At 66.1% G+C, this 24,953-nt stretch carries 24 protein-coding genes and 1 pseudogene; 17 read left to right on the top strand and 8 right to left on the bottom strand.

What is annotated here, in order from left to right; all coding sequences use genetic code 11:
- The first annotated feature begins 104 nt into the window (after positions 1 to 104).
- Complete coding sequence (locus NU1_RS12805) at positions 105 to 1,001, top strand: MHYT domain-containing protein (protein WP_245720094.1); 897 nt, start codon at positions 105 to 107, stop codon at positions 999 to 1,001.
- Positions 1,002 to 1,160: 159 nt separating this feature from the next.
- Here the strand turns inward: NU1_RS12805 and NU1_RS12800 are convergent, their stop codons facing one another.
- From NU1_RS12800 to NU1_RS12790, 3 genes are all read right to left on the bottom strand, one after another.
- The gene (locus tag NU1_RS12800; RefSeq protein WP_067520743.1) at positions 1,161 to 2,030 is read right to left on the bottom strand and encodes an alpha/beta fold hydrolase; all 870 of its coding nucleotides are present in this window, start codon (positions 2,028 to 2,030) and stop codon (positions 1,161 to 1,163) included.
- 110 nt (positions 2,031 to 2,140) lie between these two features.
- Entirely contained in the window at positions 2,141 to 2,749 is a 609-nt protein-coding gene (locus NU1_RS12795; RefSeq protein ID WP_067520740.1) for an ABC transporter permease, read from the bottom strand.
- 110 nt (positions 2,750 to 2,859) lie between these two features.
- Positions 2,860 to 3,165, bottom strand: coding sequence for a hypothetical protein (locus NU1_RS12790; RefSeq protein WP_067520737.1), 306 nt, complete (start codon positions 3,163 to 3,165; stop codon positions 2,860 to 2,862).
- A gap of 221 nt (positions 3,166 to 3,386) precedes the next feature.
- Here NU1_RS12790 and NU1_RS12785 point away from each other — a divergent pair, with 221 nt between their 5' ends.
- From NU1_RS12785 to NU1_RS12760, 6 genes are all read left to right on the top strand, one after another.
- Complete coding sequence (locus NU1_RS12785; protein ID WP_067520734.1) at positions 3,387 to 4,244, top strand: fructosamine kinase family protein; 858 nt, start codon at positions 3,387 to 3,389, stop codon at positions 4,242 to 4,244.
- Between the two features lie 119 nt (positions 4,245 to 4,363).
- Positions 4,364 to 4,807 (top strand): MarR family winged helix-turn-helix transcriptional regulator, encoded by a 444-nt coding sequence (locus NU1_RS12780; protein ID WP_067520731.1) that lies wholly within the window; start codon positions 4,364 to 4,366, stop codon positions 4,805 to 4,807.
- 1 nt (position 4,808) lies between these two features.
- Complete coding sequence (locus NU1_RS12775) at positions 4,809 to 5,231, top strand: organic hydroperoxide resistance protein (RefSeq protein ID WP_067520727.1); 423 nt, start codon at positions 4,809 to 4,811, stop codon at positions 5,229 to 5,231.
- 13 nt (positions 5,232 to 5,244) lie between these two features.
- Positions 5,245 to 6,231 carry a zinc-binding dehydrogenase gene (locus NU1_RS12770; RefSeq protein ID WP_067520813.1) on the top strand — a complete coding sequence of 329 codons (987 nt, stop codon included), beginning with the start codon at positions 5,245 to 5,247 and terminating at the stop codon, positions 6,229 to 6,231.
- 161 nt (positions 6,232 to 6,392) lie between these two features.
- Complete coding sequence (cyp51, locus tag NU1_RS12765; protein WP_067520725.1) at positions 6,393 to 7,745, top strand: lanosterol 14-alpha demethylase; 1,353 nt, start codon at positions 6,393 to 6,395, stop codon at positions 7,743 to 7,745.
- Between the two features lie 53 nt (positions 7,746 to 7,798).
- Positions 7,799 to 9,043: a cytochrome P450 gene (locus NU1_RS12760; protein WP_067520810.1), complete on the top strand. Its 1,245-nt coding sequence runs from the start codon at positions 7,799 to 7,801 to the stop codon at positions 9,041 to 9,043.
- 64 nt (positions 9,044 to 9,107) lie between these two features.
- On the opposite strand, the gene NU1_RS12755 is transcribed toward NU1_RS12760, so the two are convergent.
- A complete protein-coding gene (locus tag NU1_RS12755) occupies positions 9,108 to 9,254 on the bottom strand; it encodes a DUF1059 domain-containing protein (protein ID WP_067520807.1) in 147 nt (48 codons plus the stop codon).
- A 60-nt stretch (positions 9,255 to 9,314) separates the two neighbouring features.
- Between NU1_RS12755 and NU1_RS12750 the strand changes: the two genes are divergently transcribed.
- From NU1_RS12750 to NU1_RS12740, 3 genes are all read left to right on the top strand, one after another.
- The gene (locus NU1_RS12750; RefSeq protein ID WP_067520722.1) at positions 9,315 to 10,157 is read left to right on the top strand and encodes an SDR family oxidoreductase; all 843 of its coding nucleotides are present in this window, start codon (positions 9,315 to 9,317) and stop codon (positions 10,155 to 10,157) included.
- A 71-nt stretch (positions 10,158 to 10,228) separates the two neighbouring features.
- Positions 10,229 to 10,537 (top strand): hypothetical protein, encoded by a 309-nt coding sequence (locus tag NU1_RS12745; RefSeq protein WP_067520720.1) that lies wholly within the window; start codon positions 10,229 to 10,231, stop codon positions 10,535 to 10,537.
- 110 nt (positions 10,538 to 10,647) lie between these two features.
- Positions 10,648 to 11,199 (top strand): TetR/AcrR family transcriptional regulator, encoded by a 552-nt coding sequence (locus tag NU1_RS12740; RefSeq protein WP_067520716.1) that lies wholly within the window; start codon positions 10,648 to 10,650, stop codon positions 11,197 to 11,199.
- A gap of 2 nt (positions 11,200 to 11,201) precedes the next feature.
- Here the strand turns inward: NU1_RS12740 and NU1_RS12735 are convergent, their stop codons facing one another.
- Positions 11,202 to 11,942: a glucose 1-dehydrogenase gene (locus NU1_RS12735; RefSeq protein ID WP_067520713.1), complete on the bottom strand. Its 741-nt coding sequence runs from the start codon at positions 11,940 to 11,942 to the stop codon at positions 11,202 to 11,204.
- A 115-nt stretch (positions 11,943 to 12,057) separates the two neighbouring features.
- Between NU1_RS12735 and NU1_RS12730 the strand changes: the two genes are divergently transcribed.
- The 3 genes from NU1_RS12730 (at position 12,058) to helR (ending at position 16,808) form a co-directional block, all read left to right on the top strand.
- Positions 12,058 to 13,137 (top strand): NAD(P)H-dependent amine dehydrogenase family protein, encoded by a 1,080-nt coding sequence (locus NU1_RS12730; RefSeq protein ID WP_067520710.1) that lies wholly within the window; start codon positions 12,058 to 12,060, stop codon positions 13,135 to 13,137.
- Positions 13,138 to 13,278: 141 nt separating this feature from the next.
- A complete protein-coding gene (locus NU1_RS12725) occupies positions 13,279 to 14,448 on the top strand; it encodes an MCE family protein (RefSeq protein ID WP_067520708.1) in 1,170 nt (389 codons plus the stop codon).
- Between the two features lie 170 nt (positions 14,449 to 14,618).
- Positions 14,619 to 16,808 (top strand): RNA polymerase recycling motor ATPase HelR, encoded by a 2,190-nt coding sequence (helR, locus tag NU1_RS12720; RefSeq protein WP_170264162.1) that lies wholly within the window; start codon positions 14,619 to 14,621, stop codon positions 16,806 to 16,808.
- 13 nt (positions 16,809 to 16,821) lie between these two features.
- On the opposite strand, the gene NU1_RS41350 is transcribed toward helR, so the two are convergent.
- Positions 16,822 to 16,974: a twin-arginine translocation signal domain-containing protein gene (locus NU1_RS41350; RefSeq protein ID WP_157552162.1), complete on the bottom strand. Its 153-nt coding sequence runs from the start codon at positions 16,972 to 16,974 to the stop codon at positions 16,822 to 16,824.
- Positions 16,975 to 17,265: 291 nt separating this feature from the next.
- Here NU1_RS41350 and NU1_RS12715 point away from each other — a divergent pair, with 291 nt between their 5' ends.
- Positions 17,266 to 17,994: an alpha/beta fold hydrolase gene (locus NU1_RS12715; RefSeq protein WP_067520705.1), complete on the top strand. Its 729-nt coding sequence runs from the start codon at positions 17,266 to 17,268 to the stop codon at positions 17,992 to 17,994.
- Positions 17,995 to 18,021: 27 nt separating this feature from the next.
- Here NU1_RS12715 and NU1_RS12710 read toward each other — a convergent pair whose 3' ends face one another.
- Positions 18,022 to 21,309 (bottom strand): ATP-binding protein, encoded by a 3,288-nt coding sequence (locus NU1_RS12710; RefSeq protein WP_067520702.1) that lies wholly within the window; start codon positions 21,307 to 21,309, stop codon positions 18,022 to 18,024.
- A gap of 391 nt (positions 21,310 to 21,700) precedes the next feature.
- On the opposite strand from NU1_RS12710, the gene NU1_RS12705 reads away from it, so the two are divergent.
- Entirely contained in the window at positions 21,701 to 22,552 is an 852-nt protein-coding gene (locus NU1_RS12705) for an alpha/beta fold hydrolase (protein WP_245720092.1), read from the top strand.
- Between the two features lie 26 nt (positions 22,553 to 22,578).
- Here NU1_RS12705 and NU1_RS12700 read toward each other — a convergent pair whose 3' ends face one another.
- Positions 22,579 to 23,232 (bottom strand): response regulator transcription factor, encoded by a 654-nt coding sequence (locus tag NU1_RS12700; RefSeq protein ID WP_067520800.1) that lies wholly within the window; start codon positions 23,230 to 23,232, stop codon positions 22,579 to 22,581.
- A gap of 169 nt (positions 23,233 to 23,401) precedes the next feature.
- Between NU1_RS12700 and NU1_RS12695 the strand changes: the two genes are divergently transcribed.
- Together NU1_RS12695 and NU1_RS41345 are read left to right on the top strand one after the other, a co-directional pair.
- Positions 23,402 to 24,376: a GlxA family transcriptional regulator gene (locus NU1_RS12695; RefSeq protein WP_067520797.1), complete on the top strand. Its 975-nt coding sequence runs from the start codon at positions 23,402 to 23,404 to the stop codon at positions 24,374 to 24,376.
- A 130-nt stretch (positions 24,377 to 24,506) separates the two neighbouring features.
- Positions 24,507 to 24,953: pseudogene (locus NU1_RS41345) on the top strand (hypothetical protein); the annotation flags it as partial.

Genomic DNA, 24,953 nt, shown 5'->3' with positions numbered 1-24,953 from the left:
GCGGGCCCACCGGCCCGATCAGCCACTGATAGACCCTCTTCGAATGACGTGATCCCTTGTCCGCCAGGGGATCCGACGACCGTACCCGCGTCAGGAGTATGTCGATGCTCGAGATCGATCATTTCAGCCACGGCTGGGTGACCCCCGCCCTCGCCTACCTCATGTCCTTCATCGGTTCGGTGCTCGGCCTACGCTGCGCCGTGCATGCCCGCTCGTCGCGTTGGCCGGTCGGCTGGCTCATCGCGGCGGCCGTGGCACTGGGCGGCTGCGGCATCTGGGTTATGCATTTCACCGCCATGCTCGGCTTCGCCATCGAAGGTGCCCCGATCCGCTACAACGCGGAAATGACGGCGCTGAGCGCGATTATCGCGATCGTCGTGGTCTGGATCGGCCTGTCGATCGCGGTCCGGGTACGGCGCGAATTCATCGCACTGCCGTTCGGTGGCATCATCACCGGATTCGGCGTGGCCGCCATGCATTACCTCGGTATGTATGCCATGCACGCCGAGGCGCACATTACCTACGCACCCGGGCTGGTAACCCTGTCCCTCGTCATCGCCGTGGTCGCGGCAACCGCGGCGCTCTGGTTCATGCTGCACATCGAGGGCTTCCGATCGACCGTCGGCGCAGCCGTCATCATGGGTATAGCGGTATGCGGAATGCATTACACCGGAATGATATCCATGCACGCCCACCCCACCGACGATCCGTCCACCGGCGGAGTCGACCCGATCCAACTGCTCACCCCCATCCTCACGACCGTCACCCTCATCACCATCACCCTGATCCTCGTGGTCGGCCTGGCCGAGGCCGACGCCCCCTCCCGCCGCGAATTCAGTGGCTGGGAACCCGAACTCGCCCCGTCCGTCCCCGGCTCCGACTGGCCCCGCCTGACCCCCGATCGCGACCGCGGAGCCCCGGGCGTCACCGGCCTCCTCGCCTCCAGCCGCGCCACTGCTCGACGTAGTGGTTCGCCCGACTACACGCGAGATCGAGACTGATACGCGGGAGCCCAACCCGTCCAGGCGGTTTGGGCTCCCGATGTCGTTGATTTCCCTAACCGGCCGCCCTGTTCCACCGCCGGGAGATATCGATCGCGAATCTGCGGTCCACCCCACCTGGGCCGTCCGAGCGCGTTGCGGGAATGCCTGCGGAATTCCCTAGGGGTGCAGGTGCTCCGAGATGTGGTCGGCCAATACCTGTGGTGCCTCGAGTGATGGCCAGTGACCGATGTCGGCGAGAATGACCACTCGGGTCTTCGGCCGCAACTGTTGCAGCCGTTCAGGCATGGCGGTGATCGCGATCGGATCATGAGCGCCCCAGACCAGCAGCAGTGGGCCCGTGTAGTCGACTAGCCCTGCGGTCCAACGGGATTGGTGCTCTCGGCGTTCCAGGATGTACCGGTTCTGGCGCGGCAGCAGGCAGGCGCCGCCGCGCAGCTGGATCAGCTCGATGAGGGACTCGATCGCATCCGGCGGCGGGGGAGCGGCGGGGGTGAAGCTCTGCTCCAGTGCCCGCGACAGGATGCGGGCGGGTAGTGGGAACGGCAATGCCGCGGCGGGCAGCCGCAGCATGGCGCGCTGGCCGAGGGTCAGCTGCGCGAGGTCGATGAAGATCGAGCCATTCGTCAGGATCACCTGCTCCGGCGTGAAGCCGAGCTCGCCGGTGTTGTGCCGGTACAGCAGTTCGGCGACAACGGTGTCGCCCATATCGTGGGCCAGCACCGCGCACCGGTCGATACCCAGCTGCGACAGCACCGCTTCGACCAGGTCGGCCTGCTCGAAGAGGGAATAGCGTGCGGTGCGAGGCTTATCGGAGAATCCGAAGCCGAGCAGGTCCAGCAGCACCACCGGTCGTTGGTGCGAAAGCTGTTGCGCCACCGCGGCGAAATCATGCGACGAGCCGGGAAAACCGTGCACGACAACCAGCGGTGGCGGGCCGGAGGCGCCCATTTCCACCACGAAGATCTGGTGGGGGCCGACCGATAGGTAGCGGCCTCGCCGCCCCCACTGCAACACGGATTCATTCATGGTTGAGCATCATCCTCGAATGGTCCAGCCGGGGCGCATCCAGTGTCGAGGCCAGCGGTTCGCGGGCCGGTACCCGCGCGCCAGCGCATCGTCGGGGGCGGTCGTAAACGCTAGGGAGCTGCGTTCACAGCGGCACTCAGTGGACCGCATCGGCGCGACTCCAGGGCCGCGGCAACGAGATAGGCGCCGCCACCGGTCAGGGCCAGAGCCCAGTACATATTCGCTCCCTCGAGGAACAGGGCGGCCGAAGACATCACGGCAAGCCAGGTGCCGAGCGTGTATTGCAGGACATCATGAAGGGCGGCTCCGCCCGCGAGATAGATCATTCCGATGATAAGGCCGGATCCGGTCGGCCACAGCAGCGTCTGTACCTGCTCCTCGTTCAGCGCCGTACTCAGTGCGGTGATGAGGAGGGTCAGTGCGCCGAAGCCGACCAGCCACGAGACAGCCAGCAACTTGCCGACGACCGCCTCGCGACCGCGGACGCCGCGCTGCGCTCGGGCGATGACCACGCCGGTAATGATCAGGGCTGTCAGCAATCCCCCGCCGAGGAGGACCGCCGGGACGGCGGACGGCATCGGCAGACCGGGATCGTCGCCGTGGGACACGGCGAACGCGCCGTATCCGAGTAACCAGGCGACGCCGAAACTCAGGTAGGAGGGGCGGTTGTCGAGGACGGCACCTACGGTGGGCGTGCCGCCAGGATTGGGGTGGGGCATAAGGAAAGTACAGCCCGGCCCGGCGCGGCACTCCATCGACGAGACACTCGAGTCCATGCTCGGGCGTCTCGGGCGTCTCGGGCGCGTTCGGAAGGAACTGGGAAAACCACTCAGCTCGGCGGGTGAATGTGGGTCGCGTGTTGCAACCAGTCGGGTAGCTCCGCGATGTCGCACGGCAAATCACCGACCGGTTCGACATACACCCGAACCCGATGACGCGCCCCGAAGGAATGCGTAACGTCGGTGACCACGAAAACGGTTCCGTCCCAATCGGACTCGATGTGGTGTCCGATCGTCGGAATGGGCAGCGGGTGATGATCGGCGACGGTGACCGTCACGGTCTCCGCAGAGCCCGGACCGCCCACACGAACGTGAAGGTCATAGGAGGGAACGAGGAAAGGGTCGTTGGACGGCATGGTGGTTCTCCGTTCCGAATCGCGGCCGCTGTCGTCCCCACCCCGGCCAGGCGGGGGAGCAATGTGACAGTGGACAGGGGCCGAGCCGGACACTAACGGACCCGAATCCGCGTTGTCTATGCCGGCATTCGATGGCGCACCGGTAAGTCTCGGCGAGAGTGGCCACGAGCAAGGGGCGAATCCGCTCGAGGTGGCGACCACCCTGGGCTAGGGTCGGGCGAATGGATCTCGAGTGGCTGCGCGCCAATCCGCATCTGGTGGGGATATTCCTCGAGCATCAGCGGATTCGGGTGACCCCGGTGGTCGGCGGCGATATCTGTACCGCCGAGCGATTGACGCTCGACGACGGCAGCGACCTGTTCGCGAAACGTTTTCCCGGCACCCCGCCGGCCGGTTTCTTCGCGGCCGAGGCCGCTGGACTGCGATGGCTGACCGTCCCCGGTGGTCCGCCGCTGCCCGAGGTGTTCGTGGTGGACGCGCGGGTCCTTGTGCTGGAGTGGATCAACCATGGCGCGCCGACCGCCGCCGCGGCAGCGGATTTCGGGCGGCGGCTCGCGGTCATGCATCGCGCACCATGTGCCGGATTCGGCGCGGACTGGCCCGGATACATCGGCACCCAACCGCTGGACAACACCTTGGCGGCGGACGTTTCGTGGCTCGAATGGTATCGACGCCGCCGCGTCGAACCGTATCTGCGGCTGTCCCGGGATGCGGGCGCGATCACCGATTCCGATGTCGCGCAGGTGGAGTCGGCGCTCGACCGTAGCGAGGTGCCAGTCGAACCCCCTGCGCGGATACACGGGGATCTACACCCGGGGAACGTGCTCTGGGGCCGCAACCAGGTCTGGCTGGTGGATCCCGCCGCGCACGGAGGTCACCGTGAGACAGATCTGGCCACGCTGCGCCTGTTCGGCGGGACACCGCACCTGGACCATATATTCGGGGCGTATCGGGAAGTCCATCCCCTGTCGGACGGCTGGGAAGAGCGGGTGGGACTGCACCAACTCCATCTCGCGCTCGTCCACACCGCACTGTTCGGCTCCGGCTACGCGGCTCTCGTCCGCAGGGTCGCCCGCTGACGAAGGTATCCGCGAGTACCGGCCACGCGCCATGACCTCGTTGGCTCGACAAGGGCTACGTGATATGTAACACGGGCAATTATGTTGTGCACAACCAAATTGCTGTCTACTGTTTCGGTATGGCCGATGATTCGATGGCGCTCGAGCAGCAGGTGTGCTTCCCGCTCTACGAGGCGATGCGGGCGATTACCGCCGCCTACCGGCCGAAGCTCGAGGCGTTGGGTCTCACCTATCCGCAATACCTGGTGATGTTGGCGCTGTGGGAGCGCGACGATCGCACCGTCGGTGATCTGTGCGCGGAACTCGCGCTCGATTCCGGGACGCTGTCTCCACTGCTCAAGCGGCTCGCCACGGCCGGACTGGTCGAGCGTCGTCGTTCGGTCGCGGATGAGCGGCGGGTCGAGATCAGTCTGACCGAGCGTGGGCGCGGGCTGTACGGCAGCGCACGCGATATCCCGGCGCAGATGGCCGAAGCCACCGGACTGTCGGTGGAAGAGCTGGTGGCGCTGCGCGAAACACTGCGCCGCGTCACGCGGGCACTGAACAACGCGAAAGAGAGCTGAGATGAACATCCTGTACACCGCCGAGGCGATGGCGACCGGCGACGGCCGCAACGGTCACAGCCGCACCACCGACGGCAAGGTCGCTGTGCCCCTGTCCACTCCGAAGGAGTTGGGCGGCAGTGGTGAGGGCACCAATCCGGAACAGCTGTTCGCCGCCGGATACGCGGCCTGCTTCCACTCGGCGCTGCGCCGGGTCGGTACTCAGGCCAGGGCGAATATCGCCGATTCGGCGGTCGGCGCGAAGGTCGGCATCGGCTCCAATGACGCCGGAGGGTTCGCACTCGCCGTGACGCTCGAGGTGTCACTGCCGCACCTGTCGCGCGACGAAGCCCGGACCCTCGCGGACGCGGCGCACCAGGTGTGCCCGTACTCCAATGCGGTGCGCGGCAATATCGACGTCCACGTCCTTGTGGCCGAAGACTGAGAAGGAGCGGAATATGCGTGCAGTAGTTATCCAGCAGTTCGGCGAGCCGACCGAGGTCCTGGCCACGGCCGACCGACCGCTTCCCGCGCCCGGTCCGACCGAGGTGCGGCTCCAACTGATCCTCGCACCGATTCACAATCACGATCTCGCCATCATTCGCGGCGTATACGGCTATCGGCCGCCGCTGCCCGCCGTCCCCGGCACCGAAGCCGTCGGCCGCGTCGATGCCGTCGGATCCGAGGTCACCGGCCTGGAAACCGGCCAGCGTGTAACGGTTTCGGGCATTCAGGGAGCGTGGGCCGAATACTTCCTGGCTCCCGCCGCCGCGGTCGTCCCGGTTCCCGACACGGTGTCCGATGCCACCGCGAGCCAGTTGCTCGCCATGCCACTCAGCGCCCTCATGCTGCTGGAAGACTTGCGGGTGTCGTCCGGTGACTGGATTGCCGTCAATGCCGCCAACGGCGCGGTGGGCCGACTGCTGAACGTCCTCGCGCGGGACCGCGGGATCAATGTGCTGAATCTGGTCCGCAGCCCGGATTCGCAGAAAGCATTGCAGGACTTGGGATTCGATCCGGTCATCGACACCGAATCCCCCGACTGGCTCGAACAGGCCGCCGCCTCCACCCAGGGTGTTCCCATCGCCCGCGCCGTGGACCAGGTTGGTGGCCGCACCGCAAATGACTTGCTCGCGCTACTCGGTCCGCGTGGTGAACTGATTTCCTTCGGTGCCCTGTCCGGTCAGCCGCTGCTGATCGATCCAGGCAAGATGATCTTCAAACAGGCTGTTGTGAAGGGGTTCTGGGGCTCCAAGCGAGCCGAGGAGATCGGGGCTGGCGACCGCCACCGCCTGATCGCCGAACTCGTCGAACTCGCTGCCCGAGGCGTGCTGCGACTCGATGTAGAAACGGCATTCCCGTTGGAAGCCGCCGCCGAAGCCGCCGCCGCCAGCGAGCGCCCCGGCCGCAACGCCAAGATCGCGCTGGACTCGACGCGACTCTGACGCCGAGGCGCCGACGGTGCCACCAAAGAGGATCCTGTCCTGGGATCGGTCGCTGCCGCATGGGTTTTCCATCCCGACCCTTGTCCTAGCCACCTATCGGTAGTAGTGTCCGGACACATGTCCATATCTTGTCTGGGCAGCTGATCCGGGAAGGACTTCCAATGACACTGGTCAAGCCGCAGCGAGTGTCCGGGGGCGGAGGCGAGCACGGGCATCTCGAGGAATTCCGCACCGATCCGATCGCGCTGATGGGCCGGGTCCGCGCCGAATGCGGTGATGTCGGGGCCTTCGAGCTCGCCGGGCGCGATGTGATTCTGCTGTCGGGCGCCGAAGCGAACGAATTCTTCTTCCGCGCCGGCGACGACGACCTCGATCAGGCCGCGGCCTATCCGTTCATGAAGCCGATCTTCGGTGAAGGCGTGGTCTTCGACGCCCCACCGGAACGTCGCAAGGAGATGCTGCACAACCAGGCTTTACGTGCGGAGCACATGCGCGGTCACGCGGGCACCATCGCCCGTGAGGTCGAGCAGATGCTCGCCCGATGGGGCGATGAGGGAGAGATCGATCTGCTCGACTTCTTCGCCGAGCTCACCATCTACACCTCCTCGGCCTGCCTGATCGGCGTCAAATTCCGCAACCAGCTCGACGGCCGTTTCGCGCAGCTGTACCACCAGCTCGAACAGGGCACCGACGCACTGGCCTATGTCGACCCCTACGCCCCGATCGAGAGCTTCCGCCTCCGCGATGAGGCGCGCGTGCAACTGGTCGAGCTGGTGCAGGCGATCATGGATGAGCGCGCGGCGAATCCGCCTGTGGGCAAGGACGATCGCGATATGCTCGACGTCCTGATCTCGGTCAAGGATGAGCAGGGGGTTTCACGATTCTCGGCCAGTGAGATCACCGGAATCTTCATCTCGATGATGTTCGCGGGGCACCACACCACCTCCGGCACCGCCGCTTGGACGACTATCGAACTGCTGCGCCATCCCGAACTGATGAGTGCCGTCGTCGCCGAACTCGATGAGCTCTATGCCGACGGCTCGGAGGTCAGTCACAATGCGCTGCGGCAGATTCCGAATCTGGAGGCGGCGCTGAAGGAAGCTCTGCGCCTGCATCCGCCGCTCATCATCCTCATGCGTATCGCGCGTGGCGAGTTCGAGGTATGCGGTCACCAGATCGCCGAGGGTGACATGGTGGCCGCGACTCCGGCCGTGTCGAACCGGATTCCGGAGGACTTCCCGAATCCCGACGCCTTCGATCCGGGCCGCTATCTCGATCCGCGGCAGGAGGACCTGGTCAATCGGTGGACCTGGATTCCGTTCGGCGCGGGCCGCCACCGCTGCGTAGGTGCGGCCTTCGCGCTCATGCAGCTGAAGGCGATCTTCTCGATTCTTTTGCGCGACTACGAATTCGAGATGGACCAGCCGTCGGATTCCTATCGCAACGACCACTCCAAGATGGTGGTGCAGTTGCAGCAGCCGTGCCGTGTCCGCTATCGCCGTCGGCGGCGATGACTCGTCGCGCCCACTCACGGTCAACAATGACGTCGACCTACCAGGAGGATGCTGTGTCAGCGCCGCCACTGCCCATCGGATTCGATCTCACCGACCCGGCCCTGTGGGAAACCCGCAATCCCGTCCAGGAATTCGCGCAACTGCGCCGTACCGCACCCGTGTGGTGGAACGCGCAGACCGATGAGGCCTCCGGCGGATTTCGTGACGGCGGATACTGGGCTGTCACCAAACACGAGGACATCAAGGAGATTTCACGTAAGCCCGAGCTGTTCTCCGCGCAGCGCAAGGGCGCGATCATCCGGCTGCCCGGTCAGGTGACCGTCGACCAGATCGAACTCACCGGCGCACTGCTGGTGAATATGGACCCGCCCAAGCACACCAAGATCCGCCGCATCATCTCGAAGGGATTCAGTCCACGCGCCGTAGAGGGGTTACGTGCGGCGCTGACCGAGCGGGCCGAGCGGATCGTGCACGCGGCCAAGCGGGAGGGCGGCGGCGATTTCGTCGAACAGGTGGCGTGTGAGCTACCGCTGCAGGCCATCGCCGAACTCATCGGTGTGCCGCAGGAGGATCGGCGCAAACTCTTCGACTGGTCCAATCAGATGCTCAACTATGACGACCCCGAATACGGCGACGCCACCACCACCGATGCCTCGACCAACGCGTCGGTGGAGATTCTCGGGTACGCCTGGAATATGGCCGAGCAGCGCCGCGCCAATCCGGTGGACGATATCGTTACCCAGTTGGTGAACGCCGACCTGGACGGCGAGGCCCTCGGCTCCGACGAATTCGGCTTCTTCGTCATCCTCCTCGCCGTGGCGGGTAATGAGACCACCCGCAATGCCATCACGCACGGTATGAAGGCCTTCGTCGACAATCCCGACCAGTGGGAGTTGTACAAGCAGCAGCGCCCACGTACCGGACCGGATGAGATTGTGCGCTGGGCGACGCCCGTCACGGCCTTTCAGCGCACGGCGACCACCGACACCGAACTCGGCGGGCAACTTATCCGTGAGGGGCAACGTGTCGGATTGTTCTACGGCTCGGCCAATTTCGACGAGGACGCCTTCGCGGACCCCTTTACCTTCGATGTGCTGCGCGACCCCAATCCGCATCTGGCCTTCGGTGGCACCGGCGCGCACTTCTGTGTCGGCGCGAATCTGGCGCGCCTGGAAATCGACCTGATGTTCAACGCCATTGCCGATGCCATGCCGAACCTGACCCAGATCGCCGAACCACAGCGACTCCGCTCGGGCTGGATCAATGGCATCAAACACTGGCAGGTCCGCTACGAGTAGTCGGTTGGCAACGCGACGCGGCCGGTGACGTTATGAACGACACCGGTACGCGGCGACTCCCGAATCAATATGCGATGAACAGAATTTCGTCGGGGGTGTAATCGTGGCCGGGGTGTTTCTCGGCGAGATGGTCCTGGGTCAGCGCGATGAGCTGGGCCTCGTCGGGAGCCGAAATATGTTCACCGCAGGGGCAGTTGAGTCGAGTTTTCATGGTCACACAATAGCGTTACAGCACAATGAGATTCGCGGTGAGCGGAAGGTTTGAAGTTCGATGAGTAGGCAGTATCGCAACCGATCGATCGCGGGCCGCACCGTCGCCGTCACCGGAGGCGCGCGCGGGATCGGCCGGGCCATCGCCGCGGAGCTGTCCGCACGTGGTGCCGCCGTCGTCATCGGAGATATCGACAGCGAGACCGCATCCGACACCGCCTCGGCCCTGGGTCTGGCCGGGGCCTTCCGGCTCGACGTCACCGACCCCGCCTCGTTCGCGGCGTTTCTCGATCGAACTCGGGATACGGTCGGCCCGCTCGACGTGCTGATCAATAATGCGGGGGTCATGCCACTCGGCCTGTTCACCTCCGAACCCGACGAGATCACCCGCCGAATCCTCGATGTCAATGTCTACGGCGTAATGCTCGGCACCAAAATCGTATTGCCGCACATGCTCGCCCGGGGCCGAGGACACTGCGTGAATATCGCGTCCCTGGCCGGAGAGAACCCGACCCCGGGGATGGCCACCTATTGCGCGAGTAAACAGGCGGTCCTGAACTTCACCGATTCGATGCGCCGCGAATACCGCGGCCGTGGCGTGCACTTCTCTGCGGTGCTGCCCACCTTCACCCGCACGGAAATGATCGCCGGCACCCGAGCGCCGTTCGGTCTACTGGCCGAGCCGGAGGATGTCGCCCGGGCGATCGCCGATCTCATCGCACGGCCACGTCGACGCGTCACCGTCACCCGGTCAGCGGGCTGGCTCGCCGCGGCGAATAAGCTCACCCCCCGCCCGATCGGGGAATTCATGACCCGCCGACTCGGTATCGACCACATCTTCCTCGAAGATGTCGACCAGACCGCGCGCCGAACCTACGACGAGCGGCTCCGCCGCACCCGATAACCACGACCGACCGGGTGACCGGGCCGCCAACGTCCCCGCCGTTGTCGTAGTGGATCCGTATTGTCCAGCGCATGACCGACATCGCCCCATTGGCCGCGTCCGAGCGAGCGAAATTCGGTGATCCCGGCGTACACGCCATCGTTCGCAATGGGCGCACCGTGCACGCGGTCAGTATGGGCAAGTGGATCGGGGCCGAGGAAGTGCCGGAGTTGTTGTGCCACACCGGCGTAGCCGGTTGGTCGCCTGCGGCCCTGCAACCGACCCGGGCGGGCGTCAGCTGTGTGCGGTGCCTGCGCAGCCTCAATAGCGACGGCGACAGCGTCTCTCCACAGCTGCCCTTGTTCGGCAGGGACTGGCAGTCGGACCAGCCAACGCCCTGACACGAGCGGCCGACAGCATCGACACATACCCGCGTGCTGGGTCGGCGATCACGTCCGGACAGGTGTCGGTAGTAGTATTCGGACATATGTCCGCCCCCTAATCGCCCAATATGGAAGCCACCCGTCGACGGTTGACCGGCAAACAGGCCGAAACCGTCGACCGGCTCACTACGGCAGCAGTGCAGGTGCTCACTCGTGAGGGCTTCGCCGGCACCACCATTCGACTGATCGCCGCCGAGGCGGGTGTCGGTACCGCCACCGCCTACACCTATTTCTCCTCCAAGGAGCACCTCATCTCCGAGGTGTACTGGCGACGATTGACCGCCCTGCCGCCCGCGGAATTACCCGACGCCGACGGTGCTACCCGCGCGCTCGCGGTACTGCGGCAAGCGGCCATGCTGGTCGCGGACGAGCCCGCGCTGGCCGCCGCGGTGGGCCAGGCGCTGCTCGGCAACGACCCCGACGTCGCACATCTGCGGCTGCGTATCGGCGGCGAACTTCGAACGCGCCTGACACACGCACTCGGAACGGATGACACCGAGGATCTGGAATGCCTCGAATTGCTGTTCTACGGCGCAATGCTGCAGGCCGGTATGGGCCATCTTTCCTACGCGGAAGTGGCCGATCGAATGGAGAAGTGCGCTCGCCGATTACTGGCGTGAGGCTAGGACGTCTTATGTGGCACGGCGGTAACCAGGCCGCCGTCCATCACGAATTCCGATCCGGTCGCATACGAGGACTCGTCGCTGGCCAGGAAGAGTACGAACGTGGCGACCTCTCGCGATTCGCCCGGACGGCCGAGGGGGATGGTCACCAGATCCTCGGGTAGCGCGGCGGTCATCGGCGTGCGAATCAGGCCGGGGTGGATGGAGTTGACGCGAATATTGTGCGGTGCCAGTTCCAGTGCCGCCGATTTGGCCAGACCGCGCACCGCCCACTTCGACGCCACATAGCCGTGTGCCCACGGTGCGCCGCGCAGGCCCTCGATCGAGGAGACATTGATGATCGAGCCGCCACCCGCGGCGATCATGGGATCAACGCAGGCCCGCATACCGAGGAATGTCCCGGTGAGATTGACGTCGATAATTCGACGCCACTTGTCGAGATCGAACTTCCGCAGTGGTCCGCCGTTGACAATGCCCGCATTGTTCACCAGCACATTCAGTGTTCCGAACTCATCCACCGCCTGTGCGACCGCAGCGTCCCAATGATCGGGTTCGGCGACGTCGAGATGGACGAAACTCGCTGCGCTGCCGAGTGATTCGGCCAGGGTGCGGCCCTCATCATCGAGTACGTCACCGATGATCACCCGGGCGCCCTCGGAAACCAGGAGCCGCGCGTGCTCGGCACCCATTCCGCGTGCGCCCCCGCTGATGAGTGCGACTTTTCCCTCTACACGTCCCATGTCGGTGACGCTAACATGCGACTGGAATCAAATCCAGACGCCTGTCTGGAGTACTGACCGGGAGGAATGTCGGGTGTATGCCCCGCACACCCTCCCGTATCCCCGGAGGAGAAATATGCCCATCCGTGTTGCCCATGTCGGCACTGGAAACGTGGGCCGTCTGGCCCTATCCGGCCTGATCGGCAGCCCGAACTACGAGCTGACCGGGGTATGCGTCTCGACGCCGGACAAAGTGGGCCGCGATGCCGGCGACCTCGCCGGTCTCGGGGTCGCGACCGGGATCGCCGCGGTGGGTGATCTCGATGCTCTGCTGGCCACCGAGCCCGAATGTGTCGTGTACTGCGCCATGGGTGACACCCGGCTCCCGGGCGCGATGGACGACTGTCGACGTCTGCTCACCGCCGGCGTGAATGTGGTCGGTTCAGCGCCCGGAATCCTCCAGTATCCCTGGCAGGTGCTCCCGACCAAGTACCTCAGCGCGGTGGAAGACGCTGCCGAGCAGGGGAAGTCGAGCCTGTTCATCACCGGTGTGGACCCGGGCTTCGCGAATGACCTCTTGCCGCTCGCGCTGGCGGGCACCTGTCAGACCGTCGAGCAGGTGCGCTGCATGGAGATCGCCGACTACGCCACCTACGACGGCGCGACCGTCATGTTCGATGTCATGGGTTTCGGAAAGCCGCTCGATGAGATTCCGATGCTGCTGCAACCGGGAATTCTCGGCCTCGCGTGGGGTCCCGCCATCCGGCAGCTGGCCGCCGGGCTCGGTGTGACCATCGACGCGATTACCGAAACGTACGAACGTGTCCCCGCGCCCAGCGCATTCGATATCGCCGCCGGTCATATTCCCGCGGGCGGGTTGGCCGCCCTGCGGTTCGAAGTGCGTGGCATGGTCGCGGACGAGGCCGTGATCGTCATCGAACACATCACCCGATTGCACGAGGATCTGTGCCCGCACTGGCCACGGCCCGCACGGGGTGGTGGGTGCTACCGCATCGAAATCGTCGGTGAGCCTTCCTATTCCGTCGATATCATTCCAGCCAGTCGGCATGGCGATCACAACCACGCGGCGATTGTCGCCGCGGCCGGGCGCATCGTGAACTCGATCCCCGCGGTGGTCGCCGCACCGCCGGGAATCCGGACGACCCTCGATCTTCCCCTGGTCACCCGCCCGGGGCTCTTCTCGACGCCGTCCTGACGGACAATAAGTGGCCGCGCGGTCCAGGACACCACACTGGACAACTGTTCGGAATGCATACCGATCGGTTCTCCGAAAGCATGTATACCTGCCGCTGTTCAGGTTTAGCCTTGTCGTGTGCCACTGGGTTTTTCGAGGCAAATGGCAAGGTCGGCCAAGGTTGCGCAGAGACTTGCGGGACTGGCCCTGATTGTTCTCATCGTGGGTGTCCTCACGCTGGTGCTGATGATGTACGGCGGGGCTTTCACCTCGTCGGCGACGGTATTCGTGCAGGCGCCGCGTAGCGGGCTGGTGCTCGATCCCGATGCGAAAGTGAAACTGCGTGGTGTGGATATCGGGCGTGTCGCGGAGGTGGACTATGACCCCGATTCGGTGCGCCTGCGGCTCGAAATCAATCCCGACCAGCTCACCTACCTGCCGGCTAATGTGACTGTCGACATCGAGTCGACCACGGTATTCGGCGCGAAGTATGTCAATTTTGTTGTGCCACAAAATCCTTCGAGTCAACCGTTGCGCGCCGGTGCGACGGTCGCCGCGACAGCGGTGACGGTGGAATTCAACACGCTGTTCCAAAAACTGTCCGATATTCTGGACAAGATCGACCCCGTGAAGCTCAATGCCACGTTGTCCGCGTTGGGAACCGCACTCGATGGCAGGGGTGCCCAAATCGGCGAGCTGTTGACTGCCTCGGATGAGATGCTCCGCGAACTCAACCCCAGTCTGCCCGCACTGCGCCGAGATCTGATCGCCACGGCCGACGTCACCGACCTGTATGCCGATACGGTTCCAGATCTCCTGCGGGTGACCGGCAATGCCGAGGTCACCGCCGGAACACTCGTCGACAGCGCGACACAGTTGGATGCGGTACTGCTCAGTGTGATCGGTCTCGCCGATACCGCGACACCCGTTCTGAATGACACCGAAGGTCCGCTGAGTACAGCCCTGCGCCTGCTCCGCCCGACCACCGGAACACTCAATGAGTACAGGTCCGCGCTGTACTGCACCATCGTCGGCCTGTCGACGGGCCTGCCGGTGATCTCGGATATGTTCGGCGGCGACGGTCCCTGGGTGAAGTTCAATGCCAGCCTCATGCCCGCTGGCGAACCGTACAAGTATCCGCAGGATCTCGCGAAGGTCAACGCCACCGGTGGCCCGCACTGTGAAGGGGTGCTCGATCGGAATCAGAGCGTGAACGCCAATTATCTGGTCACGGATACTTCGGAGGGCCACGTCTTCACCCCGCCGACCGCACCCCGCCCCGTCAGCGGAACCATCTTCCAGCTGCTCTTCGCCGGGCTGCCCGGAATGTGAGGGGTCGTCAGAACGGGCACAGGAAAGGGAAAGGAGAGTCCTAACTCCTTTCCCTTTCTAACGTATACCGCACCGGGGGGCTTGCGGCAAGACCCGGGTAGTGCTGCAGAATCGCCTGGGTCAAAGCCAGTACCTGCGGAGATGGGCTGCTGCCCGGAAAGCGAGGGCATGTGAAAACTCAGGGGTACGAAGCGGAATTGCGGTCCGAGCAGAGCTATGTGGCCGGGCTGTACACGCGCCTCGACGGCGAGCGCGCGCAAGTGAAGGGGCGATACTCCGCGGCGTTGCGGGGGAACGGCGGCTCACCGATGGAACGGGAGTTCGAGGTGCGCGCGCTGGCCAAAGAGGTGAAGCGACTGGATGTCGCGGATAACGGGCTGTGTTTCGGTCGGTTGGACACCCTGGCGGGTGAGCGGACCTACATCGGGCGGATCGGCCTTTTCGATGAGGCGAACGAGTTCGAGACGTTACTGCTCGACTGGCGGGCTCCGGCGGCGCGCGCGTTCTATGTCGCCACCGCCGCGACCCCGGAGGATATGCGTCGGCGGCGCCAGTTCCATACGCGTGGGCGGCAATTAGTCGATTTCACCGATGAGGTCCTCGGCCGTCCCGATGGTGGCGAGGGCGGGGACGCCGCCCTGCTCGCGGCGGTCAACGCGCCGCGCGGTGCGGGAATGCGCGATATCGTGGCGACGATTCAGGCCGAGCAGGACGAGATCATCCGGCTCGATCATCCGGGCGTGCTGGTCATCGAGGGCGGCCCGGGTACCGGGAAGACCGTGGTGGCGCTGCACCGTGTCGCGTACCTGCTCTACACCCAGCGCGAGCAGATGGAACGCCACGGCGTACTCGTGGTCGGGCCCAATCCGGCGTTCCTGAACCACATCGGCCGGGTGCTGCCGTCATTGGGCGAGACCAATGTGGTGTTCATGACCGCCGGTGATTTCGTACCCGGTCTGCGCGCCACCGCCGACGACACTCCGGAAGCGGCGCGGCTCAAGGGCTCACTGCGGATCCTGGATGTCCTCGCGGCGGCGGTCGCCGATCGGCAGCGTGTGCCGGAGGAGCCGGTGCATATCGAACTGGCGGATGTCACGGTGCGGATCGACGCCGCGACCGCGGACTGGGCCAGGGAGGAGGCGCGTACCAGCGGACTGCCACACAATGCGGCTCGTGAGGTGTTCATCGAGGTCCTCACCTGGGCGCTCACCGAGCGGGCGATTACCCGGATCGGCCAGGGCTGGCTGACCCGCGCGGACCGCGAAGCCTGGGAGAACCTGCGCACCGATCTGCGCGAGGAGCTCGCGGACCACGACGGGTTCACCGCCGCGCTCGACGAACTCTGGCCGATACTGACGCCGGAAACACTGCTGACACAGCTGTACTCGTCACCGGAGCGGCTCCGGGCGGCAGGCGCGGACCCGGCGCTCTTCCGTGTCGACGGCGACGCCTGGACGGTGTCGGACGTCCCGCTGCTCGACGAACTCGTCGACCTGCTCGGCCGCGATAAGCCGGTCGACCGGACCGCCGAGCGGGAACGCAGGGCCGAGGCCGCGTATGCCGCCGCGGTGCTCGACAATATGGTCGGCCGCGAGGACATGATGGACGACGAGGACCATCTGTTCGCCACGGATTTGCTCTACGCCGAGGATCTGGCGGATCGTTTCCTCGAGCGCGATACCCGTGAACTCGCCGAACGCGCTGCCGCCGACCGGGATTGGACCTACCGGCATGTGGTGGTCGATGAGGCCCAGGAACTGTCCGAAATGGACTGGCGGGTGCTGATGCGCCGCTGCCCGGGCAAATCCTTCACGGTGGTCGGCGATCTCGCCCAGCGCCGATCGGTGGCCGGAGCGACCTCATGGAGCACGATGATGGAGCCGTATGTGCCCGGCCGCTGGGTCTACCGGTCGCTCACCGTGAACTACCGCACCCCGGCGGAGATCATGAGTGTCGCCGCCGCGGTGCTCGCCGAGTTCGCACCCGAGGTCCAGCCGCCGGAGTCGGTTCGCGCCTGCGGTGTCCAGCCCTGGTCCCGGGAGGTCGGCGCGGACGAACTGGCCACTGCCATCGAGGAATTCGTCCGGGAGGAAGCGGGTCGCGAAGGGACCAGCGTCGTGATCGGGCCACCGGATGTACCGGGCACGGTACCGGCGTCGGAAACGAAGGGCTTGGAGTTCGATGCCGTCCTCGTCGTGGAACCGGAACGGATCCTGGCCGACGGCCCGCGCGGCGCGGCCGAACTCTACGTCGCCCTCACCCGCGCCACCCAACGTCTCGGCGTGCTGCACCAGGGCGCCTTGCCGCGGGCACTGACCGGGCTCGCCGGAATCGGGTCGCCCGTCCGAGCCGTGAGGTAGCCACCCGGTCGGATCATTGCGTTGCGCGGCACTGCGTTTCCACCGACGACGGCGGTTTACGACGTTCGTCGTCGGTGGCGCGGAATCCCGCGGCCACCCCGGCGCCGCACAGTGCGGCCGCTCCCAAGCCCAGCAGGTGACGCCGTGAGAGCGGTGCTGCGCTCACGGTCGCCTTGTCCTGGGGTCTACCGTCCGGCTCGGACACGATCGTTCCCCTTAGCGTGCCGCAGTTGAGTGGTGTGAGGTCTTCGCGCTCGGATATTAGCTGAAGATTTGCTGATGTATTGGAGGGTTGACAGCCGGGCGAATTTTCAAACATGCGGTTCGGTCTCGATCGGCGCGCAGAGTACCGACCAGTTTCTTTTGCTGACCGTGGCACCGCTACCCACGTACAAGGTGAGCTGGGCGTTCGGTGGATGTCCAGCCGATATTGAGTCGTGGGCCGGATGGTCGGTGCATGACCAACACTCATGAACTACCGAATATTCTGCTCGTCCACGGCGCTTGGGCCGATGGCTCGAGCTGGAGCAAGGTGATCGAGATCCTGCGGGCCGACGGGTTCGCGAGCGTAGTGGCCAGCCAGTTGGCCCTGCGCGGCTTCGACGACGATGTGGCGACCGTGGTGCGCGATCTCGAATTGCTCGACGGGCCTACGATTCTGGTCGGCCATTCCTACGGTGGTGCGGTGATCAGCCAGGCCGCTGTCGACCGGCCGCGGGTGGCCGGGCTCGTCTACGTGGCCGCGTACGCGCCCAAGGCGGGACAGTCCGCCTTCCAGATCAACCAGGAGTTCGGCGTCGAGCTGCCCAGCGGTGCCGATCTGATCAATATCGGCACACCCGAGGCCCCCGATTTCCTCATCGACCGGTCCCGATTCCACCAAGACTTCTGCGCCGATCTCACGACGGAGGAGGCGACCGTGCTGGCCGCGGTTCAGAAGCCGACCTCGGTGCTGGCACTGGCCGGAGCCGGAACCCGGGTGCCGGCGTGGGAGTCCCAGCGCGCCAACACGTGGTATCAGGTGTCGGGCAATGACGCCATGATCCATCCCGATCTGGAACGGCAGATGGCCGCTCAGATCACCGACGAGGAGCGCATCATCACGCTGGCGACCGGGCACGCTTCCATGGTCAGCAAGCCCGCCGAGATCGCCGATCTCATCGCGAAGGCCGCGCGCAACCGCTGACCGACCCCGACCCCCGCTGTCCGGCCGCTATCGGGCCGGGCAACGGGGGAGCCCGGTCAGGAGAGTAGCGATCGAGTCGAGATACCGTGCGGCTCCGAGGGATTCGGCGAGAACGCGCGCCTCCCACAGCAGGTTCCGGGCCCGCTCTGGCTCCTCGCAGACCTGCGCCAGATCCAATAGCGCCGGAATGAGTTCGACCGGGGACTCCGCGGTGCGGAGCAGGTCGACGGCCCGCTCGAGCAGCCGCACATCGGTGGCGTCCGGTGCGGCCAATGCCATGGCGCGCATTGCCCTTCCGACCGTGCTCGGGGTATTCCAGCGTTGCGCGAGAGCGAATTCGGCGGTGGCCAGCTCCAGCGCTCGATCTCGCTCACCCGAGCCCACCAGTTCCAGTGCCGCCGAACTGCGCCACGGGATGTGGGCGGGATTGCTGATTCCCGCCGCCGCGGTGCGGCGCCCACAATCGAGGAAGTGCGCGACCGCCTCCCGGGCGGCCCCGCGCGCGGCGCACACCCTGGCCCGGACGTGGGTGACCACCGTCAATTCCCAGGTCTCGGGGTTGGCACGGGCGGCGCGGCGGTCGAGCCACCGCGCGGCCTCCTCGACGCGGCCGAGTTCGATCAGGGCGTTTGCGTACTGGGCCACCAACGTGGTCGGCGGCGCGACGAGTTCGTCGTCGATCGCGCCGATCACGGGTCCGACCTCGCGCAGCACCCGCTCGTACGCGCCGGCCCGGATGAGGACCTCGGAGCGCACGATTACCCGGTAGGTGTCGATCGTGCCGAAATGCTGGTCGTCGCGCTGTTCGGTGAGATGCAGTGCGGTGGTGAGGTCGCCGGACCACATGGCCAGATGTGCGAGCAGACCGAGTAGTGGACCGGATAGCGTTGCGCTGTCGTGCTCGAGGCGCTGCGGGGACAGCCGGTCGAGCGCGGTACGCGCGCCGATCCGGGTGCTGAAGGCATCATCCCAGGTGAGCACGGCGGCAGTGATTCGGTCGGTGGGGTCTCCGGAACGTAGACCGGCGAAATAGTCACGCCACGTCGACGGAGCCAATGCGGCGACCATCCACGCGGACGCGCGCAGGGTATCGGCGGCCACCCGATCACGCTCCGCCGTCTCCGCGATCACGTTCGTCAGCAATGTCATTGCCGCCGCGGCGTCACGTCGTGATGCCATTGCCCATGCCAGGGGAATCAGCGCGGTCGGTGCGGTCGCCCTGGCGCGCTGACTGTCCAGCGCTTCCTCCAGATGCGCGCGGGCGGCGGCCGGGTTGGTCCACAGCTCCAACTGTCCGAGGCGAACCAGCAGGTCGTCGCGAATCTCCGGTGCGCAGATACGCAGCGCCGTCTCGAGCCAGTGCGTGGCCTCGGGAATCATATTGCGGTCCAGGCATTCTTCGGCCGCGTCGATCAGGACGACCGTCCACCGCGCATAGCGGACGCCGGTCAGATCGCGCAGATAGGCGGCCACCTGCCGCACCGGATATCCCGCCACCCGGGCCCGCGCCGCCGCGGCCGTCCGGAAGGCGTTCGCATCCTCGGCGGGGCACAACCAGCGAATCGTATTGGCGATCAAAGGGTGTCGGAACTCCGGCGGATCGGCCACGGCCAGCAGGCCGATCGCGGCGAGCAATTCGCAGCGGTGCCGCATGGTTTCGACAGGTTCATCGCACGCTGCCGCGAGGATCTCCACCGTCGGCCGGAATTCTTGCAGGACCGCGAGGGCGCGCAAGGTGCGCACACCCTCGGGTGAGTACCGGCTCAGCTGGCGTTGGATCGAGCGGGAGTAGCACCCCTCCGGCAGCCGATCCGGAACCCGGTTCTCGATATGAGCGGTGGCCAGGTCGGTGATCAGCGCACCGGCGACCAGCGGGATTTCTCCTGCGGCACGGTGGATCTCGGCGGCCAGTTCGGGTGGGGGAGTCGTGCCGATTCGCCGCCGGTACAGTCCGGCGATTCCGGCGACGGTCAGTCCGCCCGGTCGCAGTACGGCCGCGGCCAGCGGCTCCAGGCGATCGTGCAGGTCCAAAGACTGTTTTTCCCAGGATCTTTCGTCGAGGGTGAGGATTACCAGGGCGGGCAGCCCGCGCAGTCGCGGTGCGATCGCGGCCAGGGCTCGCGCCGAGCGATCGTCCATCCGGGTGCCATCGTCGATCAGGATCAGCAGCGCCTGGTCCGCCGAATTCCGGGCGATGGCCGCGTGCAACCGATCGGCCAGCGCCCGGTCCTCGCCGCCGATGTCACGGTCGCCGAGCCGCTCGAGGAGTTGGCCCACGAGATCGTCGTCGCCCGATGTCGAGGTCAGATCCAGCCGCACTGCCGAAGGGTGCTGTCGCGCAACCTCGTTCAGCAACTGGGTCTTACCGTGGCCCGGACGGCCCGTGATCACCACCAGACCACCCACCCCGGTGGTCGCGCGGCGTACGCAGGCGGCGACCCGGGTCAGCTCGCGCTCGCGGTCGAAGACGAGCGGTAGCGCCGAATCATCGTCGGGCACCGCATCGTTGGTAGCCCGCACCGCGACCACCTGCGGTGGGTGTTCGGGCTCGGCTCCGGTGAGTATCCGCTCGTGCAGCCGTCGCAGTTCCACCCCGGGTTCGACCCCGAGTTCGTCGACGAGTACGCGCCGGGTATCGCGGTAGACGTCCAGGGCCTCGGACCGACGGCCTCGCTCCGACAGCGCCCGCATCAGGACCGCACGCGACCGTTCGCGCAGCGGATGCTGTGCGGTCAGCATGCGCAGCGGATCTATCGCCGCGTCGGATCGGCCGCGCAGTACGGCGATTTCGAGGCTGTCCTCCAGCACCGCGAGCCGGCGCTCCGTCAAGGCCGCGCGCTGGGCCTCGGCGAACGGTCCCGGGACACCGGCGAGGGGTTCGCCGGAGCACAGCGCCAACGCCTGGGTGTAGTAGCGCTCGGCGCTCTCCAGGTCGGCGGCGTGCCGTGCGCGGGCGGCGTCGCCCACGAGGCGGTCGAAGACGCCGACATCGATCTGCTCGTCGTCGATCCGCAGCTGATACCCGCCGTGCCCGGACAGCAGTACGGTCGGGGGATTGCGCGGGGCGCGATCGGGTTCGAGGATGCGGCGCAGTGCGGCGACGTAGGTCTGGATCACGCCGGTGCCACTGGCCGGCGGAGCGTCGTCGTAGAGGCTGTCGAGCAGACCGGATGCCGAGATCCATTGCCGGCGTCGCAATGCCAGTGCGCACAGCACCGCTCGGCGTTGCGGGGGACCGAGCGGCTGCGACTGCCCGCCCCGGCGTATTTCGACGCCATTGAGCAGGAGCACCTGTATCGCGCCCGGACGATCCACTTGATCTTCACACCCTCTCGATACGGTCCGGAAGAAATCGTAAACAGCCGTGCGATGCCCGCGAATTCGGACATAGGGGAACTTCGCCGCAGGTACGGCTCGTCGGATCGGCCCAGAATCGATGCCTGTGCCCTACGAGCAGGGCAGATAGCAATCCTTGGGCAACTGCGAGGCGCGCCGGGCAGTGATGGAAGTCGCATCGGATCCGGTGCTGGTTATCCGGGCCCGACCGCGGGTCATTGCTGCAATCGTGGCCGCCAGCGAGTGTGCGAACACGGAGCTGAGCTGTGTGTTCGGTCGCTGTCCAGGGAATGTTGAGCGGTGCTGATCAGGGTGTGAATCAGGGCGGGAGCGAACAGGTCCCGCACATCTGATTCGAGGCGAGGGAATAATGAGCAACAAGAACACCGGTCGGACGCCGCGCACCGCGGGCGTCACCCTGCTTGCCGTGGCGACCTTGGCACTGGGTGTGACGATGACCGGATGTACGGCGAAGGCCGATACCGGTTCCGCCGCCGACCAGTCCGGCGACAAACCGTCGGTATTGCTGGTGCACGGTGCGTTCGCCGACGGCTCGAGCTGGAGCAAGGTCGTCGAACGCCTACAGGGCGACGGTTATCAGGTGACCGTCGCGGCGGTGCCGCTGCGCGGCCTCGCTTACGACTCGGCCTACATCCGGGGCGTGCTGGATGGGATGCCCGGCAAGACGATCATGGTCGGGCACTCCTACGGCGGTGCCGTAATCACCAATGCGGCAACAGGGTCCGATAAGGCTGCCGGTCTCGTCTACATCGCCGCATTCGCTCCCGATGAGGGCGAAACGCTCGGGGGGCTCGACGGCCGCTTCGGCGGTCCGGCCACCGTGATCGGCGTGCCGCGCGAATATCCACTGCCGGACGGAGCGGGCGTCGCACCCGAATTGACGGTGGCGACAGATAAATTCCCCGAGTACTTCGCTCAGGACCTGCCCCACGAGGAGGCCACCGCACTGGCCGCCGGGCAGCGCCCGATCGCGGCCGCCGCCTTCGCCGAGCCCACCGGTGTCCCCGCGTGGAGAACGCTGCCCAGCTGGACGCTGATCACTCGCGACGATCGGATGATCCCGGCCGCCGGGCAGCGTGAGATGGCCGGTCGCGCCGAGGCGACGGTTGTCGAGCAGTCCGCCAGCCACGCGGTCACCCTGTCGCAACCGCAGGCCGTCACCGATCTGATCGAAACCGCGGCGCAGGCAGCCAAGCCCTGATCACCCGGTCCGCTCTCGGATCAGCGCTACGACCGCCAGCGGTAACCGAATCCCCGGACCGTCGTAATCAGGCCCGGCGTACCGAGTTTGGCGCGCAGGGTCGAGATGTGGACGTCCAGCGTGCGTGACACCGCGCAGAAGGCATCGCCCCACACCCGGTCCATCAGGAATTCACGACTCACTGCGGTCCCCGGTCGCGCCACCAGCGCTTCGACCAGTTCGAATTCCTTCTGGGTGAGTATAACCGGGGTGCCCGCGACATCGACCTCCCGCGCGGCGAGGTCTACGCGGACATCGCCGGTGATGACTACGGTTGGACCGCTGGTGGATTCGAACGTGGCGCGGCGCAGCACCCGCTCGAGCCGTGCGACCAGTTCGCCGATGCGTGGGGGTTTGGCCAGGCAGTCGTCGGCCCCGCTGCGCAGTCCGCGCACGATGGTGCGTTCGTCGTCGCGGTCATTGAGGATCAGCACCGGAACCGAACTCACCTCCCGCAGCCGCCGCAGCGTGTGCAAGCCGTCGCCATCCGGCAGTCCGAGAATGACCGCGTCGTAGCGGCGGTGCCCCAGTAGCAGATCCGCACCGCGACAGGTGCGTTCGGCATCGAAACCCTGGCCCGTCATGATCTCGGCCAGGGTTTCGCCGAGTTCGTCGTCCTCCTCGACTATCAGCAACCGCACCCGTTGGTCCAGCCACGAATCCGTGGCCGGGCACTCGGTCATCGTGTCCATTCCGCCTCCCCGACACCGCGGCTCGACTCGATGGTACTGCCCGGCATGATCAAGAGATTAGGGTGGCCTTCCTCCCTGTGAGAGTGCCGTACGCGACATGTTCAGTAGCATGCGCGACATGGAGATCGCCGTATTCGTTGTCGATGGTGTCGCCGACTTCGGTTATGCGGCGTTGATCGAAACATTCACCATGGCGAGTGCGCTGCGTGACCAGTTGCCGACGCCGCCCCCGCCGTGGCGGGTGCGGACCGTCGCATTCGGCGACAGCGTTCGCTCCGGCAACGGGCATGCGCTCGCGACGACGCCGCTGGCCGAGGTGGGCGATGAATTCGATTTGATGATCGTCCCGGCGGTGAATGTGCTCGGCGCCGAGCCACTGGTGGAACTGGTGTCGTCACGGCGCGCCGGTCCGGTACTCGACCGCATTCGACGCGCACACGGCGAGGGGGCTCGACTCGCCGCGGCCTGTACCGGTACTTTCTTCCTGGCCGAGGCCGGTGTTCTCGACGGCGAACCGGCGACGACGAGTTGGTGGCTCGGGGCGAGCTTTCGCCGTAGATATCCGCGGGTCGCCCTGGACGAGAGCCGCCTGCTGTGCCGTGGCGGGCGCGTCACCACTGCCGGTGCGTCGCTGTCGCATATGGATCTGGCGCTGTCGCTGGTGCACTCGAGCTCGCCCGCGCTGGCGGAACTGGTAGCCCGATATCTGGCGGTCGGCAACCGGAAAACCCAGGCGGAGTTCGCCGTTCCCGAGGTGGTCGCGCGCGGTGATTCCCTGGTAGCTGCCTTCGAACGCTGGATTCGCGCGAATCTGACCGAGCCGCTGCCCATCTCGGCCGCCGCCCGTGCTCTCGGGACCACCGAACGCAGCCTGCAACGGGCCACCCGTGCCGAACTCGGCATGACTCCACGGGAGTTCGCCAACGACATTCGACTGGAGCGCGCCGGACAGCTGCTCCGCACCACCTCGCTCACCGTCGATGCCATTGCCGCTCGGGTCGGTTACACCGATGCGGCCACCCTCCGCAATCTGGTGCGCCGCCGCCGCGGTATGACCCTCGCCGAACTGCGCGACTCCCCGATGATCTGGTGATTCTCATAGGGATTCGCACTGTCCGATGCTGGCATGGACTGCGATGAACGGCTATACGCAAATCTCAAGCGAATGTAAAAACATGTTCGCGCGGTACCGAAGCGACGCGCGGCGATGGTGAACTGAGCGTATGACCGACCCGCGCCATTCGAACCCCGCCCACCAGCCCGGCGGTTGGCCGCCGCAACAGCACGGGGCGCGGCAACCGTACGGCGCGCCGCAGCAGCAGCAACAGTTCGGCGCACCACCGCAACAACCACCGTACGGCGCACCACCGCAGCAACCGCACGGCGCGCTCCAGCAGCCGTACGGTGTTGCGCCGCAACAACAACCACAGTTCGGTGCACCCCACGGCTACGGGCAGCAACCGCCGATGCCGCCGCAGTACGGCGGTCAGTTTCCGCAGCCGCCGCCGCAGCGCGGGAACAACGCGGTGCCGCTCATCCTCGGCGGCGTGGCGGTGGTGGCGATACTGGGTATCGGGGCCTGGTTCCTGCTCTCCGGCACCGGCGGCGGTGGCCTGGTCCCCGGTTCCAGCAATCCGAAAGACGTGGCAGCCGATTTCGTCAATGGCGGC

This window comes from Nocardia uniformis NBRC 13702, from assembly GCF_001613345.1.
In the GTDB taxonomy this organism is placed as follows: domain Bacteria; phylum Actinomycetota; class Actinomycetes; order Mycobacteriales; family Mycobacteriaceae; genus Nocardia; species Nocardia uniformis.
Note: the sequence above shows the minus strand (reverse complement) of the source record. Positions and strands in the feature narration are given on the sequence as shown.